12 protein-coding genes are annotated in these 15,299 nt (G+C 68.9%); 10 read left to right on the top strand and 2 right to left on the bottom strand.

From position 1 onward, the window contains the following. Positions 1-186: 186 nt before the first annotated feature. From ngcE to ABZ464_RS42480, 9 genes are all read left to right on the top strand, one after another. The gene (ngcE, locus tag ABZ464_RS42440) at positions 187-1,650 is read left to right on the top strand and encodes an N-acetylglucosamine/diacetylchitobiose ABC transporter substrate-binding protein (RefSeq protein ID WP_359287249.1); all 1,464 of its coding nucleotides are present in this window, start codon (positions 187-189) and stop codon (positions 1,648-1,650) included. A gap of 6 nt (positions 1,651-1,656) precedes the next feature. Beyond that, entirely contained in the window at positions 1,657-2,619 is a 963-nt protein-coding gene (locus tag ABZ464_RS42445) for a sugar ABC transporter permease (RefSeq protein WP_359287250.1), read from the top strand. A 2-nt stretch (positions 2,620-2,621) separates the two neighbouring features. Further along, complete coding sequence (locus tag ABZ464_RS42450; protein ID WP_359287251.1) at positions 2,622-3,536, top strand: carbohydrate ABC transporter permease; 915 nt, start codon at positions 2,622-2,624, stop codon at positions 3,534-3,536. Positions 3,537-3,852: 316 nt separating this feature from the next. After that, positions 3,853-5,052 carry an ROK family transcriptional regulator gene (locus tag ABZ464_RS42455; RefSeq protein WP_359287252.1) on the top strand — a complete coding sequence of 400 codons (1,200 nt, stop codon included), beginning with the start codon at positions 3,853-3,855 and terminating at the stop codon, positions 5,050-5,052. 136 nt (positions 5,053-5,188) lie between these two features. Further along, complete coding sequence (locus tag ABZ464_RS42460) at positions 5,189-6,274, top strand: substrate-binding domain-containing protein (protein WP_359287253.1); 1,086 nt, start codon at positions 5,189-5,191, stop codon at positions 6,272-6,274. A gap of 269 nt (positions 6,275-6,543) precedes the next feature. Then, a complete protein-coding gene (locus ABZ464_RS42465) occupies positions 6,544-7,335 on the top strand; it encodes an ATP-binding cassette domain-containing protein (RefSeq protein WP_359287254.1) in 792 nt (263 codons plus the stop codon). A gap of 83 nt (positions 7,336-7,418) precedes the next feature. Next, positions 7,419-8,705, top strand: coding sequence for a sugar ABC transporter permease (locus ABZ464_RS42470; RefSeq protein ID WP_359287275.1), 1,287 nt, complete (start codon positions 7,419-7,421; stop codon positions 8,703-8,705). Between the two features lie 230 nt (positions 8,706-8,935). Beyond that, the gene (gene dxs, locus ABZ464_RS42475) at positions 8,936-10,864 is read left to right on the top strand and encodes a 1-deoxy-D-xylulose-5-phosphate synthase (protein WP_359287255.1); all 1,929 of its coding nucleotides are present in this window, start codon (positions 8,936-8,938) and stop codon (positions 10,862-10,864) included. Between the two features lie 157 nt (positions 10,865-11,021). Beyond that, positions 11,022-12,539 carry an amino acid permease gene (locus tag ABZ464_RS42480; protein ID WP_359287256.1) on the top strand — a complete coding sequence of 506 codons (1,518 nt, stop codon included), beginning with the start codon at positions 11,022-11,024 and terminating at the stop codon, positions 12,537-12,539. 14 nt (positions 12,540-12,553) lie between these two features. Here the strand turns inward: ABZ464_RS42480 and ABZ464_RS42485 are convergent, their stop codons facing one another. After that, on the bottom strand, positions 12,554-12,940 hold the full coding sequence (locus ABZ464_RS42485; RefSeq protein WP_359287276.1) for an NTP pyrophosphohydrolase: 387 nt from the start codon (positions 12,938-12,940) through the stop codon (positions 12,554-12,556). Between the two features lie 89 nt (positions 12,941-13,029). On the opposite strand from ABZ464_RS42485, the gene ABZ464_RS42490 reads away from it, so the two are divergent. Continuing rightward, positions 13,030-14,046 carry a hypothetical protein gene (locus tag ABZ464_RS42490; RefSeq protein ID WP_359287257.1) on the top strand — a complete coding sequence of 339 codons (1,017 nt, stop codon included), beginning with the start codon at positions 13,030-13,032 and terminating at the stop codon, positions 14,044-14,046. 103 nt (positions 14,047-14,149) lie between these two features. Here ABZ464_RS42490 and ABZ464_RS42495 read toward each other — a convergent pair whose 3' ends face one another. Continuing rightward, complete coding sequence (locus tag ABZ464_RS42495) at positions 14,150-15,235, bottom strand: LCP family protein (protein ID WP_359287258.1); 1,086 nt, start codon at positions 15,233-15,235, stop codon at positions 14,150-14,152. Positions 15,236-15,299: the final 64 nt, after the last annotated feature.

Consider the following 15,299-nt stretch of genomic DNA (forward strand, 5'->3'; position numbering starts at 1 on the left):
TGTCGTGGATTTTTCCGGCAGAGCGGCCGGGGATGCTTCATATTTCCGGGAGGTCTCAACTCGGAAAAGACCCATGGCCGACCGTGCCCTCGATCTTGCTCCGCCGGAGGGGAGTGGACTATACCTGTCGGCGATTCACGCGACCCGCAACGACTCTGCCCGACCTGAGAAGGCGAGGACTTGAGGATGGGATCCAGCTCCGCGCACCACGGTGCCGTGAACGGCGAATCGGCGGGTTTCGGCCGCCGCGATCTGATCAGGCGGTCCGCCGCACTCGGCCTGGTCTCCGTCCCCGTGATCGGCTTTCTGTCCGCGTGCGCCAGCAGCGGCGCCGGCGACGAGGACAAGGCCAAGGCCGGAAAGAAGACGGCCAAGAACCCCCTCGCGGTCAATGAGACCGCCCCGATGGAATTTGTGCTGTTCGACGGAGGTTTCGGCAAGGAGTACGCCGAGGACGCCGTGAAGATCTACGAGCAGGGCTTTCCGAAGGCGAAGGTGAAGTTCTCGGCCACCCAGAAGATCCAGTCCACGCTCCAGCCCCGCTTCAACCAGGGCACCCCGCCCGACCTCATCGACAACTCCGGCGCCGAGCAGATGGACATGGGCGTCCTGGTCGGCAAGAGGCAGCTCGCCGACCTCACCCCGCTGCTGGACGCCCCGTCGTACGACGACCCGGACAAGAAGGTCCGCGACACCCTGCGCCCCGGCATCGTCGAGATGGGCCAGTTCGACGGCGACCCGGTCTGGATCATGTACTACGCCTACACGGTCTACGGCGTCTGGTACTCCCAGAAGGCCCTCGACTCGCTGGACGCCGCCTATCCCGAGACCTGGGACGAGATGCTCGCGGTCTGCGCGAAGGCCAAGAAGAAGGGCATGGCCGGGTGGACGTACGCGGGCAAATACCCGTACTACCTCCCGTTCTCGCTCTACCCGATGATCGGCAAGGTCGGCGGCCGCGAAGTCCTCGACGCCATCGACAACCTGGAGCCGGGCGCCTGGAAACACCCCGCCGTCAAGGCCTGTTTCGAGGCGTACTACGAGCTCTACAAGAAGGGCTACGTCCTCAAGGGCACCCCGGGCCTGGACCACATCCAGTCACAGACCGCCTGGGCCGAGGGCAAGGCCCTGTTCATCCCCAACGGCTCCTGGGTGGAGAACGAGTCGGCCAAGGTCATCCCCGCCGACTTCGACCTCGCCGTCTCCGCGCCCACCGGCATCGACTCCTCCGACAAGATGCCCTTCGGCACCATCTGGGCCTCCGGCGGCGAGCCCTTCGTCGTCCCGGCGAAGGCCAGGAACGGCTCCGGCGGCATGGAACAGTTGCGCATCATGCTCGGCGAGGCCTCCTCCAAGAACTTCACCGCCAAGGTCAAGTCGCTCACCGCGTACAACGGCGGCACCGACGGCATCACCCTCACCCCCGGCCTGAAGTCCGGTGTCGCCGCGCTGGAGAAGGCCGGCGACAACGTGCTGAACCCGCGGATGCAGGACTGGTACGTCCAGTTGCAGAAGGAGCAGATCGGCGTCGGCGGTCTCGGCGAGATGATGGCCGGACGGCTCACTCCCGTGGAGGCCATCGACAAGATCCAGGGATATGCCGACGCCGCCGCCAAGGACACCTCGATCAAGCACTACAAGCACCAGTAGGTGGCGATGCAGCACGGCAAATACCGGTTCATCGTGGGGTTTCTGGCGCTCCCCCTCGGACTGTACGCGCTCTTCGTGATCTGGCCATTCATCCAGTCCATCTACTACTCGTTCACGGACTGGACCGGTCTGAGTCCCGAATTCAGGATGGTCGGCCTCGGCAATTACCGCAGGATGCTGGACGACCAGATCTTCTGGAAGTCCCTGTGGCACAGTCTGCTGTTCGCACTCCTCGTGCCCCTGGTGACGCTCGGACTCGCGCTGTTCCTGTCCTTCATGATCAATGCCGGAGGCCGGAAAAGAAGGGGCGGCCGGAAAGGAAGAGGCGGCCGGAGAGGAAAAGAGGGTCCGGCAGTCTCCGGAGTCCGGGGCTCCGCCTTCTACAAGATCGTGTATTTCTTCCCGCAGGTGCTGTCCATCGCGATCGTCGCGCTGCTGTTCGCCTTCGCCTACAACCCGGACAGCGGGGCGATCAATTCGTTCCTGCGGGGCATCGGGCTGGGCGGTGTCCAGCCGCTCTGGCTCGGCGATCCGGATCTCGCGCTGTGGTGTGTGATGGCGGTCCTCGTCTGGTCCACGGTCGGCTTCTTCGTGGTCCTGTTCTCGGCGGGCATGGCCTCCATCCCCGCCGACCTGTACGAGGCCGCCCTCCTCGACGGCGCGAACCGGGCCGACACCTTCTTCCGGGTGACCCTGCCGCTGCTCTGGGACACCGTGCAGTCGGGCTGGGTCTACCTGGGCATCCTCGCCCTGGGCGCCGAGTCGTTCGCGGTCGTGCAGATCATGACGACCGGTCCCGGCGGCCCCGACTACTCGACCACCGTCATGGTCCTGTACGTGTACCAGAAGGCGTTCCGTGACGGTCAGGCCGCCTACGCCACCACCATCGGCGTCGCCCTGCTCGTCGTGACGCTGGCCTTCGCCGCCGTCGTGATGCGGCTCGGGCGGCGCGAGCGGCTGGAGTACTGACCATGACGACGACCGAACCGCCCGCTCCCGTCCCGGTGACCGTCACGAAGACGCACGGTCCGGCCGGCCGCGAGGACACGGCACCGAAGTCCGAGGGCCGGGTCCTGAACGTCTTCTCGCACGGCGTACTCGTCCTGTGGGCCGTGATGGTCGTGCTGCCGCTGCTGTGGGCGGTGATGACCTCCTTCAAGGACGACCGGTCCATCTTCGGCTCGCCCTGGGCGCTGCCCCGCACCCTGCACTTCGACAACTGGTCGCGGGCGTGGACCGAGGCCAACATGAGCGACTACTTCCTGAACACCGTTCTGGTGGTGGGCGGTTCGCTCGTCGGCACCCTGGTCCTCGGCTCCATGGCGGCCTATGTCCTCGCCCGCTTCGACTTCCCCGGCAACCGGTTCATCTACTACCTGTTCATCGGGGGCATGAGCTTCCCCGTCATGCTGGCGCTGGTCCCGCTGTTCTACGTGGTGAACAACATGGGGCTGCTCAACACCCTGCACGGCCTGATCCTGGTCTACATCGCGTACTCGCTGCCGTTCACGGTGTTCTTCCTGACGGCGTTCTTCCGCACGCTGCCGACCTCGGTGGCGGAGGCCGCGTTCGTCGACGGCGCCTCGCACACCCGGATCTTCCTCCAGATCATGCTGCCGATGGCGAAACCCGGCCTGATCAGCGTGGGCATCTTCAACTTCCTCGGCCAGTGGAACCAGTACATGCTGCCCACGGTCCTCAACACCGACCCCGACAAACGGGTCCTCACCCAGGGGCTCGTCCAACTGGCCGTCAGCCAGGGCTACAAGGGCGACTGGTCGGGACTCTTCGCCGGCCTGGTCATGGCCATGCTCCCGGTGCTCGCGGCGTACGTCGTCTTCCAGCGGCAGGTCGTCGCGGGGTTGACAGCAGGGGCCCTGAAGTAAACCCGGCGCCTTCATGCGGCGTACACGGACCTCCTGCGCACGGGTTGTCGTGTACGCCGCTTTTCAGCGCCTGCCGCCCCTTTTGATCGCCACGCTCCGGAGTCCTTCACACCCGGAATGCCACTCTCCGCAACGCCCCGCAGCCGCCCCCGCACACCCCGCAACCCTCCCTCGGGTGAGCGCGGGTCCGCTTGTTCGAGCGTGCGGATACTGTTCAACCTCTTGACGGGAGTGGACCCGAACGGCTCAGCTTAGAGTTCACTAGTTGGACATAGACGGGACCTCATTGAAGCGGTCCCGCGCGCAGGAGGTCGTCGTGGAGACTCCGGGGTCGCAGTCGTCGCTGCATCGGGCCAACCTGGAGCGGGTCGTACGTGCCGTGCGTCTGGCCGGGTCCCTCACGCAGGCCGAGATCGCCCGGGCGACGGGGCTGTCCGCCGCGACCGTCTCCAACATCGTGCGCGAGCTCAAGGACGGCGGAACCGTCGAGGTCACGCCCACCTCCGCGGGTGGGCGCCGGGCGCGCAGCGTCTCCCTCAGCGGGGACGCCGGCATTGTCATCGGGGTGGATTTCGGCCACACCCATCTGCGGGTCGCCCTCGGCAACCTCGCCCATCAGGTGCTCGCCGAGGAGTCCGAGCCGCTGGATGTGGACGCCTCCTCGAGCCAGGGCTTCGACCGGGCGGAACAGCTGGTCATCCGGCTGATCGAGGCCACCGGGGTGGACCGTTCGAAGATCGCGGGAGTGGGGCTCGGCGTCCCCGGCCCGATCGAGCTGGAGTCCGGCACGCTCGGCTCCTCGGCGATCCTCCCCGGCTGGATCGGCACCAGACCCGCCGAGGAGCTCAGAGGCCGCCTCGGCGTGCCCGTGCACGTGGACAACGACGCCAACCTCGGCGCCCTCGGCGAGCTGGTCTGGGGCAGCGGCAGGGGCGTACGTGATCTTGCTTACATCAAGGTCGCGAGCGGTGTCGGCGCCGGTCTGGTGATCGAGGGGAAGATCTATCGCGGGCCCGGCGGCACCGCAGGAGAAATCGGACATATTACACTCGATGAATCCGGCCCGGTCTGCCGTTGCGGTAACCGGGGCTGCCTGGAGACCTTCGCGGCCGCGCGCTATGTGCTGCCGCTGCTCCAGTCCAGCCACGGCACGGACCTCACGATGGAAGGCGTCGTGCGGCTGGCCAGGGACGGAGATCCGGGCTGCCGTCGGGTGATCGCCGACGTCGGCCGCCATATCGGCAGTGGAGTCGCCAATCTCTGCAACCTGCTGAACCCGAGCCGGGTGGTCCTGGGCGGTGATCTCGCCGAGGCCGGTGAACTGGTGCTCGGTCCGATCAGAGAGTCCGTCGGCCGCTATGCGATCCCCAGTGCGGCGCGTCAACTCACCGTTCTCCCGGGGGCACTTGGCGGTCGTGCCGAGGTGCTCGGAGCACTCGCTCTCGCACTCAGCGAGATGGGTGATTCGACCCTTTTGGACGGCACCTTGTCGGTCGCCACGCCTGCCTTCACTTAGAGAACGAATGACGCCGTTGCCATCTCGTTAAGTATTTACTTCTTGACGTCGAACTTGCGGCCGAGTTGACTTCGAGCCACCTCGGCCGCAGCGTTGCGGCCCTGTCAGGGAGGCACACCCCAAAATGAACGCAACGATGCGTAGAGTCGTGATCGGCGCCACCGCCGTGTCCATGGCACTGTCGATTGCCGCCTGCGGCAAGGCCGGCGACGACAAGGACAAGGACTCCGGCAGCAGCTCGGACAGCAAGTCCATCGGCCTGCTGCTGCCCGACAGCGTCACCGCGCGCTACGAGAAGTTCGACAAGCCGCTCTTCGAGGCCAAGGTCAAGGAGCTGTGCTCCGACTGCGACGTGCAGTACGCGAACGCCGCGGCCGACCCGGCCAAGCAGGCCCAGCAGATGAGCAGCATGGTCACCAAGGGCGTGAAGGTCATCGTGATCTCCGCCCAGGACTCCGCCGCGATCAAGTCCTCCATCCAGTCCGCGGTGGACAAGGGTGTCAAGGTCGTCGCGTACGACCGCCTCGCTCAGGGCCCGGTCTCGGCCTACGTCTCCTTCGACAACGAGAAGGTCGGCGAGCTCCAGGGCCAGGCCCTGCTCGACGCCCTCGGCTCCAAGGCGACCACCAAGTCCAAGGTCGTCATGATCAACGGTGACGACGCCGACCCGAACGCCGCCCAGTTCAAGGCCGGCGCCCACAAGATCCTCGACGGCAAGGTCACCATCGCCTACGAGCAGTCGGGTCTGTGGAAGGACACCGTCGCCGCCCAGAAGATGTCCGCGGCGATCACGCAGCTGGGTGCCAAGAACATCGCGGGCGTCTACGCCGCCAACGACGGCATGGCCGGTGGCATCGCCAACACCCTCAAGGGTGCGAAGATCGGCGACATCCCGCTGACGGGTCAGGACGCCGAGCTCGCCGCCATCCAGCGGATCGTCGCCGGCACCCAGTCCGCCACGGTCTACAAGGCCTACAAGCCCGAGGCCGACACGGCCGCCGAGCTCGCGGTCAACCTGCTGGAGGGCAAGGACATCAAGTCCCTGGCCGACACCACGGTGACCAGCGGCTCCGGTGACAAGGTCCAGGCCAAGCTGCTGACCCCGGTGTCCGTCACCGTGGCCAACATCAACGACACGGTCGTCAAGGACGGTCTGTGGACGGTCGCGGACATCTGCACCGCCGACTACGCCGCCGCCTGCAAGAAGGCCGGTCTGCAGTAACCGCGCGCACCCCGCGTGACCCGGCCCGAGTCCCGCCGAGGGGCTCGGGCCCAGACCGCCGAGCGGTCCCGCGAGACCCCGCCGACGCCTGCCCCACCTACACACCCCGCTGCCGGGGCGGGCGTCGGACGGAACCGTTGCCAAGCGTGACGGATTCGCGCATGTTCATCTTGTAAACCTCGTGCGTACCGCGGCCTCCCGCCGCCTCCCGCACGTCCCTCCGCGCACTACCCCAGCGCGGCATCCCCGCCGGTCAGGCGGCGAAGGAGATGGTTCACGTGTCCGCTACGCCCGTGCTGGCGTTGCGCGGAGTCTCCAAGCGATTCGGTGCGGTCCAGGCACTCACCGATGTCGATCTGGAGGTCCACGCCGGAGAAGTGGTCGCCCTGGTGGGCGACAACGGCGCAGGTAAGTCGACCCTGGTCAAGACGATCGCGGGTGTCCACCCCATCGATGAGGGCGTCATCGAGTGGGAGGGCAGGCCGGTCAGCATCAACAGGCCGCACGACGCCCAGGGGCTCGGCGTCGCGACGGTCTACCAGGACCTCGCGCTCTGCGACAACCTCGACGTCGTGGGCAACCTCTACCTCGGCCGCGAGCTGCTGCACCGGGGTGTCATCGACGAGGTGACGATGGAGAAGAACGCCCGCGAACTGCTGTCCACGCTCTCCATCCGGATCCCGAGCGTGCGCATCCCGATCGCGAGCCTCTCCGGCGGTCAGCGCCAGGTCGTCGCCATCGCCCGCGCCCTGATCGGCGAGCCCAAGGTCGTCATCCTCGACGAGCCCACCGCCGCCCTCGGCGTCGAGCAGACCGCACAGGTCCTCGACCTGGTCGAGCGGCTGCGCGAGCGTGACCTCGGCGTCATCCTCATCAGCCACAACATGGCCGATGTCAAGGCGGTCGCGGACACCGTCGCCGTCCTGCGCCTGGGCAAGAACAACGGCTCCTTCCCCGTGAAGGACACCAGCCACGAAGAGATCATCGCCGCGATCACGGGTGCCACGGACAACGCCGTGACCCGTCGTGCGGGGCGTCGCACCGCGGAGGCGGCAAAGTGAGCGACACGTCCAAGACCGTGAAGAGCGACTCCCCGGAGCCGGAGAAGGCCTCGACGGCCACGAAGGTCGAGAAGACCGAAGGCGTGATCGAGACGCAGGACACCGTCGCGCCCGCCGACGACCCGACGGCCGCGCCGGTCGCCGTCGTCGACCCGCGTCTGCTGGTCCGTGAAGAGGGCCTCAAGGGCTACATCACCGAGTTCAAGCGCAAGGTGAAGGGCGGCGAGCTGGGCTCGCTGCCGGTGGTCATCGGCCTGATCGTCATCTGGACGATCTTCCAGCTGCAGAACGACCGCTTCCTGAGCGCCGACAACCTCTCGAACATCAGCTACTACATGTCGGCCACCGGCATGCTCGCCATCGGCCTGGTGTTCGTCCTGCTGCTCGGCGAGATCGACCTGTCGGTCGGCTCGGTCAGCGGTCTGGCCTCCACCCTGTTCGCCGTGTTCGTGGTGACCCATGGCATGAACGCCTGGCTGGCGCTGGTCCTCGCGGTCCTCACCGGCATCGCCATCGGCGCGCTGCAGGGCTGGTTCTTCGCCAGGATCGGGGTACCGGCGTTCGTCGTCACCCTGGCCGGCTTCCTCGGCTGGAACGGTCTGATGCTCTGGCTGCTGGGCGCCAGCGGCACCATCAACATCCCGTCCGACACGGGTCCGGTCCACCTGCTCGGCCAGAGCTCCTTCTTCATGGACCAGGCCATCATCGGCGCCTACCTGCTGGCCGGCCTCGCCGTTGTGCTCTCCCTGGTCGGCAACTTCAACGAGCAGCGCCGCCGCAAGGCCGCGGGCGTGCCGTTCCGGGCGACCGGCGAGATCCTGCTGCGCGTCGGAGCGCTCGCCGTCGCGGCCTTCGCCGCCGCCATCGTCCTCAACGACGCGGCCGGTGTCTCCAACGCGCTGGTGCTCTTCCTGGCGGCGCTGGTGATCGTCGACTTCGTGCTCCGCCGCACGACGTACGGCCGCAAGGTGTTCGCGGTCGGCGGCGGCATCGAGGCCGCCCGCCGTGCCGGTATCAACGTGCCGATGATCCGCATCACCGTGTTCGCCATCTCCGGCGGCTTCGCGGCGATCGGCGGTATGTTCTTCGCCGGCCAGACCGCGAGCGCGACGCTCAGCGCCGGTGGCGGCAACACCCTGATGCTCGCCATCGCGGCGGCCGTCATCGGTGGCACCAGCCTCTTCGGCGGCCGCGGTACCGTCTGGTCCGCCCTGCTGGGCATGCTGGTCATCCAGTCCATCCAGACCGGTCTGGACCTGCTGAACATGAACACGTCGATCCAGTACATGATCACCGGTGGGGTTCTGCTGGGCGCCGTCGTGATCGACTCCGTGTCTCGTAAGTCTCAGAAGGCCGCGGGTCGCGGATAGCGCCTCTCGCCGTACGGGGTGCGGTGGGACTGCGCGTGACTCGCCGTCGTGGCTGGTCGCGCCCATGCGGCGGAGCCGCATATCAATACGGCCCCGCGCCCCTGACGTAACTCACTGTGCCCGGCACTGAAACAGTGCCGGGCATAGGCGTGTCATAGGCCCGAGCGCGGAACATTAGACTCGACTGGCCCGGCAACAGCTCGAACAGCTTTTACTGCAAGGAGGCACGGGTGCCGCTGCTGACCCGCATCAGGGGACCGCGCGATCTGGACCGGCTCAGCCCGGAGGAGCTGGACCAGCTGGCAGGGGAGATCCGGAGCTTCCTCGTCGAGGCCGTGTCGAAGACGGGCGGCCACCTCGGGCCCAACCTCGGCGTGGTCGAGCTCACCATCGCCCTGCACCGGGTCTTCGAGTCCCCCAAGGACAAGATCCTGTGGGACACCGGCCACCAGTCCTACGTCCACAAGCTGCTCACCGGCCGGCAGGACTTCTCCCGGCTGAAGATGAAGGGCGGCCTGTCCGGCTACCCCTCGCAGGCCGAGTCCGAGCACGACGTGATCGAGAACAGCCACGCCTCCACGGTCCTCGGCTGGGCCGACGGCATCGCCAAGGGCAACGAGATCCTCGACCGGGACAGCCATGTCGTGGCGGTCATCGGCGACGGCGCGCTGACCGGCGGCATGGCCTGGGAGGCGCTCAACAACATCGCCGACGCCAAGGACCGCCCGCTGGTCATCGTCGTCAACGACAACGAGCGCTCGTACGCGCCGACCATCGGCGGCCTCGCCAACCACCTCGCGACCCTGCGCACCACCGACGGCTACGAGCGGTTCCTGGCCCGCGGCAAGGACCTGCTGGAGCGCACCCCCGTAGTCGGCAAGCCCCTCTTCGACACCCTGCACGGCGCCAAGAAGGGCCTGAAGGACTTCATCGCGCCCCAGGGCATGTTCGAGGACCTCGGCCTGAAGTACGTGGGTCCGATCGACGGCCACGACCTGGAGGCCCTGGAGTCCGCGCTGGCCAAGGCGAAGCGCTTCGGCGGCCCGGTGATCGTGCACTGCCTCACCGAGAAGGGCCGCGGTTACCAGCCCGCCCTCCAGGACGAGGCCGACCGCTTCCATGCCGTCGGCAGGATCCACCCCGACACAGGGCTGCCCATCGCCTCCTCCGGCGCCGACTGGACCTCCGTGTTCGGCGAGGAGATGGTCAAGCTCGGCGAGGAGCGCCAGGACATCGTCGCGATCACCGCGGCCATGCTCCAGCCCGTCGGGCTCGACAGGTTCGCCAAGCGCTTCCCGGAGCGGGTCTACGACGTCGGCATCGCGGAGCAGCACGGCGCCGTCTCCGCCGCCGGCCTCGCCCACGCCGGGGTGCACCCCGTCTTCGCCGTGTACGCCACCTTCCTCAACCGCGCCTTCGACCAGGTGCTGATGGACGTGGCCCTGCACAAGTGCGGGGTGACCTTCGTCCTGGACCGGGCGGGTGTCACCGGCACCGACGGCGCCTCGCACAACGGCATGTGGGACATGTCGATCCTCCAGGTCGTCCCCGGCCTCAGGCTCGCCGCCCCGCGCGACGCCGACCAGGTCCGCGCCCAGCTGCGCGAGGCCGTCGCCATCGACGACGCGCCGACCGTCGTACGGTTCTCCAAGGGCGCCGTCGGCCCCGCCGTCCCCGCCGTGGGACGCGTCGGCGGCATGGACGTGCTGCGCGAGCCGGGCACCGACACGCCCGACGTGCTGCTCGTCTCCGTGGGCGCCCTCGCCCCGATGTGCCTGGAGATCGCCGGCCTGCTCGACAAGCAGGGCATCTCCACCACCGTCGTCGACCCGCGCTGGGTCAAACCCGTCGACGAGGCCATGGCCCCGCTCGCCGAGCGGCACCGGGTGGTCGTCACCGTCGAGGACAACAGCCGCGTCGGCGGTGTCGGCTCGGCGGTCGCCCAGGCCCTGCGCGACGGGGGCGTCGACGTCCCGCTGCGCGACTTCGGCATCCCGCCCCGCTTCCTCGACCACGCCTCCCGCGCCGAGGTCATGGCGGAGATCGGGCTGACCGCCCCCGACATCGCCCGCCAGGTCACCGGACTCGTCGCCAAGCTGGACGGCAAGTACGGCACCGAGGCCGCCGAGGTGGACTCCGTGGAGCCCGCCCGCGACTGACGCGCGACCACGTCAACCCGACACGCCCGGATGGGCCGGTTCGACCACTGTGAAGAGTGGTGGAACCGGCCCATTCGCGTTAACCCGCCCGAGCCGGGGCATACGGTCTGTGCCCCCTCTCGATCATGTCGAGGACGACACAGCGTGGGAGGTACCCATGAGCAGCACCCTCTTCCGGACGAAGAAGGTCGAGCAGTCCATCCTCGACACCGAGGAACCAGAGCACGCGCTCAAGAAATCCTTGTCCGCGCTCGATCTGACCGTCTTCGGCGTCGGTGTCATCATCGGCACCGGAATCTTCGTCCTGACCGGTACGGTCGCCAAGAACAACGCCGGGCCCGCCGTCGCCCTGGCCTTCGTCGCGGCCGGCGTCGCCTGCGGGCTCGCCGCCCTCTGCTACGCCGAGTTCGCCTCCACCGTCCCGGTGGCCGGCTCCGCGTACACGTTCTCGTACGCCTCCATCGGTGAACTGCCCGCCTGGATCATCGGCTGGGACCTGGTCCTGGAGTTCGCGCTGGGCACGGCGGTGGTGGCGGTCGGCTGGTCCGGGTACATCGCCTCGCTGCTCGACAACGCGGGCTGGCATCTGCCGGAGGCGCTGGGCGTGCGGGAGGAGGCGAGCGGCTTCGGCTTCGACATCCTCGCCGCCGCCCTCGTCCTGGTGCTCACCGCCATCCTCGTGGTCGGCACGAAGCTCTCCGCGCGGCTCACCTCCGTGGTCGTCGCCATCAAGGTGACGGTCGTCCTGACCGTGATCATCGCGGGTGCCTTCTTCATCCACGGCGAGAACTACGACCCGTTCATCCCGAAGGCGCAGACCGTGGAGGCGGGCAACAACCTCCAGGCGCCGCTGATCCAGCTGATGTTCGGCTGGGCGCCCTCCAACTTCGGCGTGATGGGCATCTTCACCGCCGCCTCCGTGGTGTTCTTCGCGTTCATCGGCTTCGACGTCGTCGCGACGGCCGCCGAGGAGACCAAGAACCCGCAGCGCGACATGCCGCGCGGCATCATCGGCTCCCTCATCATCTGCACCCTCCTGTACGTCGCCGTGTCGATCGTCGTCACCGGGATGGAGCACTACAGCAAGCTGTCCGTGAGCGCCCCCCTCGCCGATGCCTTCAAGGCCACCGGGCACCCCTGGTTCGCGGGCTTCATCAGCTTCGGCGCCGCCGTCGGCCTCACGACGGTCTGCATGATCCTGCTCCTCGGCCAGACCCGGGTGTTCTTCGCGATGAGCCGTGACGGCCTGCTGCCGCGCTTCTTCTCCTACGTCCACCCGCGGTTCAGGACCCCGTACCGGCCGACCATCCTGCTCGGTGTGCTGATCGCGATCCTGGCCGGCTTCACCAAGCTCAGCGAGCTCGCCGAACTGGTGAACATCGGGACGCTCTTCGCCTTCGTCGTCGTCGCGATCGGTGTGATCGTCCTGCGCCGCACCCGCCCCGACCTGCCGCGCGCCTTCCGCACCCCGTGGGTGCCGGTCGTCCCGATCCTGTCGGTGTGCGCTTCGCTGTGGCTGATGCTCAACCTGCCCGCCGAGACCTGGCTCCGCTTCGGCATCTGGATGGTCATCGGCTTCTTCGTCTACTTCCTCTACGGCCGCTCCCACAGCCGCCTCGGCCGGCACCAGGAGACGACGGCCGACGAGGTACGCGGGGGTGGGGAAACGGCCTGAGCCACCAGGCTTTCCTAGGAGGCGTCCGCCGGGCCCCGTACCGCACGCGGGCCCGTCACCTCGGCGCCGAGTTCCGTCACCCGGCGGCGCAGCTCGCGGTCGGCGGTCACGACCAGGCGGGGCCGGCCGTCGGCCCGGGCGACCAGGCCGACGATGTGGTCGTCCCCGCTGCCGGCCGCCGACTCGACCCGTACCCCGGCCACCGGCTCCACCCCGCGCGCCGCGCCCTCCACCACGAGCACGATCTCCACGGGCCCGGCATGCCCCGGCAGCCCGTCCGCGGCCAGCCGGTCCCGCAGCCGCTCCGCGGCACCCCGCCGGTCCCGCCACCAGCCGTCGGGCACCGACCCGACCACGTTCGCGCCGTCGACGATCACGAGGAGTGCGGCACTGTCGTCCAAGGGGGCGTCCATGGCGTCAGCGTCCCACGGACGCCACGGCCACGGGCCCGCCGGGCGTGGCCGGGAAGCCGTCGACATAAAGTGAACGGGTGAACGGCGACTGGCTCATACGCGGCCGCGACGGGCGGCTGAGTGTCTATCTGACGTCCGAGGACGCCGTCCTGTGCCGAGCGGAACACACACCGGGCGGGCCCTGGGACGGCCCGCGCCGGGTCGGCGGGGACCAGAAGGTGCACCCGGTGCTCGCCGTCGGCCAGGGCGCCGACGGCTATGCCCATCTGGTGTCCTGGCGGCCCACCGTGAAGGCCGAGGCGGGCCTGGTGCACTCCGTCCACTACCGGCCGCTGCTCGCCCCGCTGGACTGGGCGCCCGTCGGCCACCCGGACAAGCGGGGCGCCCGCACCGGCCCGCCCGCCGTCGCGGTGGACGCCGAGGGACGCGCCCATGTCTTCGTCCGCGACAAGGCCACCGGGATCGGCATGGTCGCCCAGAAGGAGAAGGGCGGCTGGGAGCCCTGGCGGAACCTTCAGGGCAAGGGCGTCGAGGGGCCGCCCGTCGCGGTGGCGGGGGAGTCGGGACGTATCGAGGTGTACGCGGCCGTGTCCGGCGGGATCCTGCACTGGCGGCAGGAGGAGGCCGGCGGTCCGCCCGTGCTGGAGGAGGCCCTGGAGGCGCCGGTCCGCCCCGGCACCCTGCGGGCGCTCGCCACCTCGGCCGAGCACACCACCCTCTTCTACACGGACGACTCCGGCGAGGTGTGGGCCTGGCGGCCCGGCACCAAGCCGGCCCCCGTGCTCGCCGCCGCCGGAGCCGGTCCGGTGGCCGCGATCCGCTGCGTGCTCGACGGCCACGACTGCACCCTGCTCGCCCAGCGCTCCGCGAGCGGCCGGGTCGCCTTCGCCGCCTACCCCACCGAACAGGAGTCGGCCGGCGCCTGGTGGGCCGAGTCCGGCCCTCGACTGGCCGCCGACGCCGAGGTGGCGCTGGCCGTGGACCACGAGGACCGGGTGGTCGCCGCCACGCTGTCCCCGTCGACCGGACGCCTCCTGCTCAGCCGCCGCAAGGACGAGCCGGTGCTCGCGCTGACGGCGTGGCAGGAGGTCTGAACCGGCCGACCCACCGGCCGACCCATCGGCGACCGACCCGCCGACTGACCCACCGGCGACCGACCCGACGTCAGATCCGACGGGTCGTCAGGTTCGTCGGTGGTCAGGAACTCCCGCCGGTCGCCGGGGACTTCTTCGCCGACTCCGGGATCTGGGAGTCGGAGCGGACCGCCTTCCACAGGGTGGAGGCCTGGGGCTCGGCGGCCACGACCCGGTTCGGGTCGACCTTGTCGTACGCCACCGGGAGCATGATCGTCTCCATGGTGGACGGGTCGACGCCGTTGAGGCTGCGGCCGAACTCGGCCAGCTTGGTGAGCGAGGCGAGACCGGAGTCGGTGGTGAGGGCCGCGGTGAGCTCGTCGGCGATCTCGTAGGTCTTGGCGGGGCTGCCCAGCAGGTCCTGCTTCTTGATCTCGCCCAGCAGGGCGAGCATGAACTGCTGCTGGAGGCCGATGCGGCCCAGGTCGCTGCCGTCGCCGATGCCGTGCCGGGTCCGGACGAACTGCAGGGCCTGCGTCCCGTCCAGCCGGTGGGTGCCCGCGGTGAGGTCGAGGCCGCTGGAGGTGTCGTGGATGTCCTGGTCGACGGTGACCGTCACCCCGCCGATCGCGTCCACCAGCCCCTTGAAGCCGGCGAAGTCGACCTCGACGTAGTGGTCCATGCGGACCCCGGACATCTGTTCCACCGTCTTGACCACGCAGGCCGGACCGACCTGCGAGTAGATGGAGTTGAACATCACGCGCCGGGCGGAGGCCACCGTCGAGCCGTCGGACCCGCTGCACTCGGGCCGGGTGACCAGGGTGTCGCGCGGGATGCTGATGGCGACGGCCTCGGTGCGGCCCTCGGGGATGTGCATCACCAGCGCGGTGTCGGAGCGGGCGCCCGCGACCTTGCCGGTGTTCAGCGCGGCGTTCGCCCCGGCGCGCGAGTCCGACCCCAGGATCAGGATGTTCTGCCCGGAGGTCGGCAGCTTCTCCGGCCGGTCGTCACCGATCGCCTCGTCGATGTCGACGCCCTTGATGTTGCCGTCGAGGTCCCGGTAGAGCCAGTACGCGGTGCCGGCGCCGACCACGAGGAGGAGGGTCAGCGCGAGCAGGATCCACCGGCCGGTCCGGCGTCGGCGGCGGGGTGCGCCGCCGTCCGGGGAACGGGGCGATGCGCTCGGGCTCTCGACGGCTGGGGTCGTCATACGGGTCGGTGTCCTCGTCTTTCTCGGGTCCGGGCAGGCGTGCGCCCGGGCGTTCGGAAGACCG

It is taken from the genome of Streptomyces sp. NPDC005820 (assembly GCF_040630255.1).
Classification (GTDB): Bacteria; Actinomycetota; Actinomycetes; order Streptomycetales; family Streptomycetaceae; genus Streptomyces.

Coding starts and splice junctions, on each gene's coding strand:
- ABZ464_RS42450 (WP_359287251.1), top strand. CDS start 2,622: ATGACGACGACCGAACCGCCCGCTCCCGTCCCGGTGACCGTCACGAAG.
- ABZ464_RS42460 (WP_359287253.1), top strand. CDS start 5,189: ATGCGTAGAGTCGTGATCGGCGCCACCGCCGTGTCCATGGCACTGTCG.
- ABZ464_RS42495 (WP_359287258.1), bottom strand. CDS start 15,235: ATGACGACCCCAGCCGTCGAGAGCCCGAGCGCATCGCCCCGTTCCCCG.
- ABZ464_RS42480 (WP_359287256.1), top strand. CDS start 11,022: ATGAGCAGCACCCTCTTCCGGACGAAGAAGGTCGAGCAGTCCATCCTC.
- ABZ464_RS42465 (WP_359287254.1), top strand. CDS start 6,544: ATGGTTCACGTGTCCGCTACGCCCGTGCTGGCGTTGCGCGGAGTCTCC.
- ABZ464_RS42445 (WP_359287250.1), top strand. CDS start 1,657: ATGCAGCACGGCAAATACCGGTTCATCGTGGGGTTTCTGGCGCTCCCC.
- ngcE (WP_359287249.1), top strand. CDS start 187: ATGGGATCCAGCTCCGCGCACCACGGTGCCGTGAACGGCGAATCGGCG.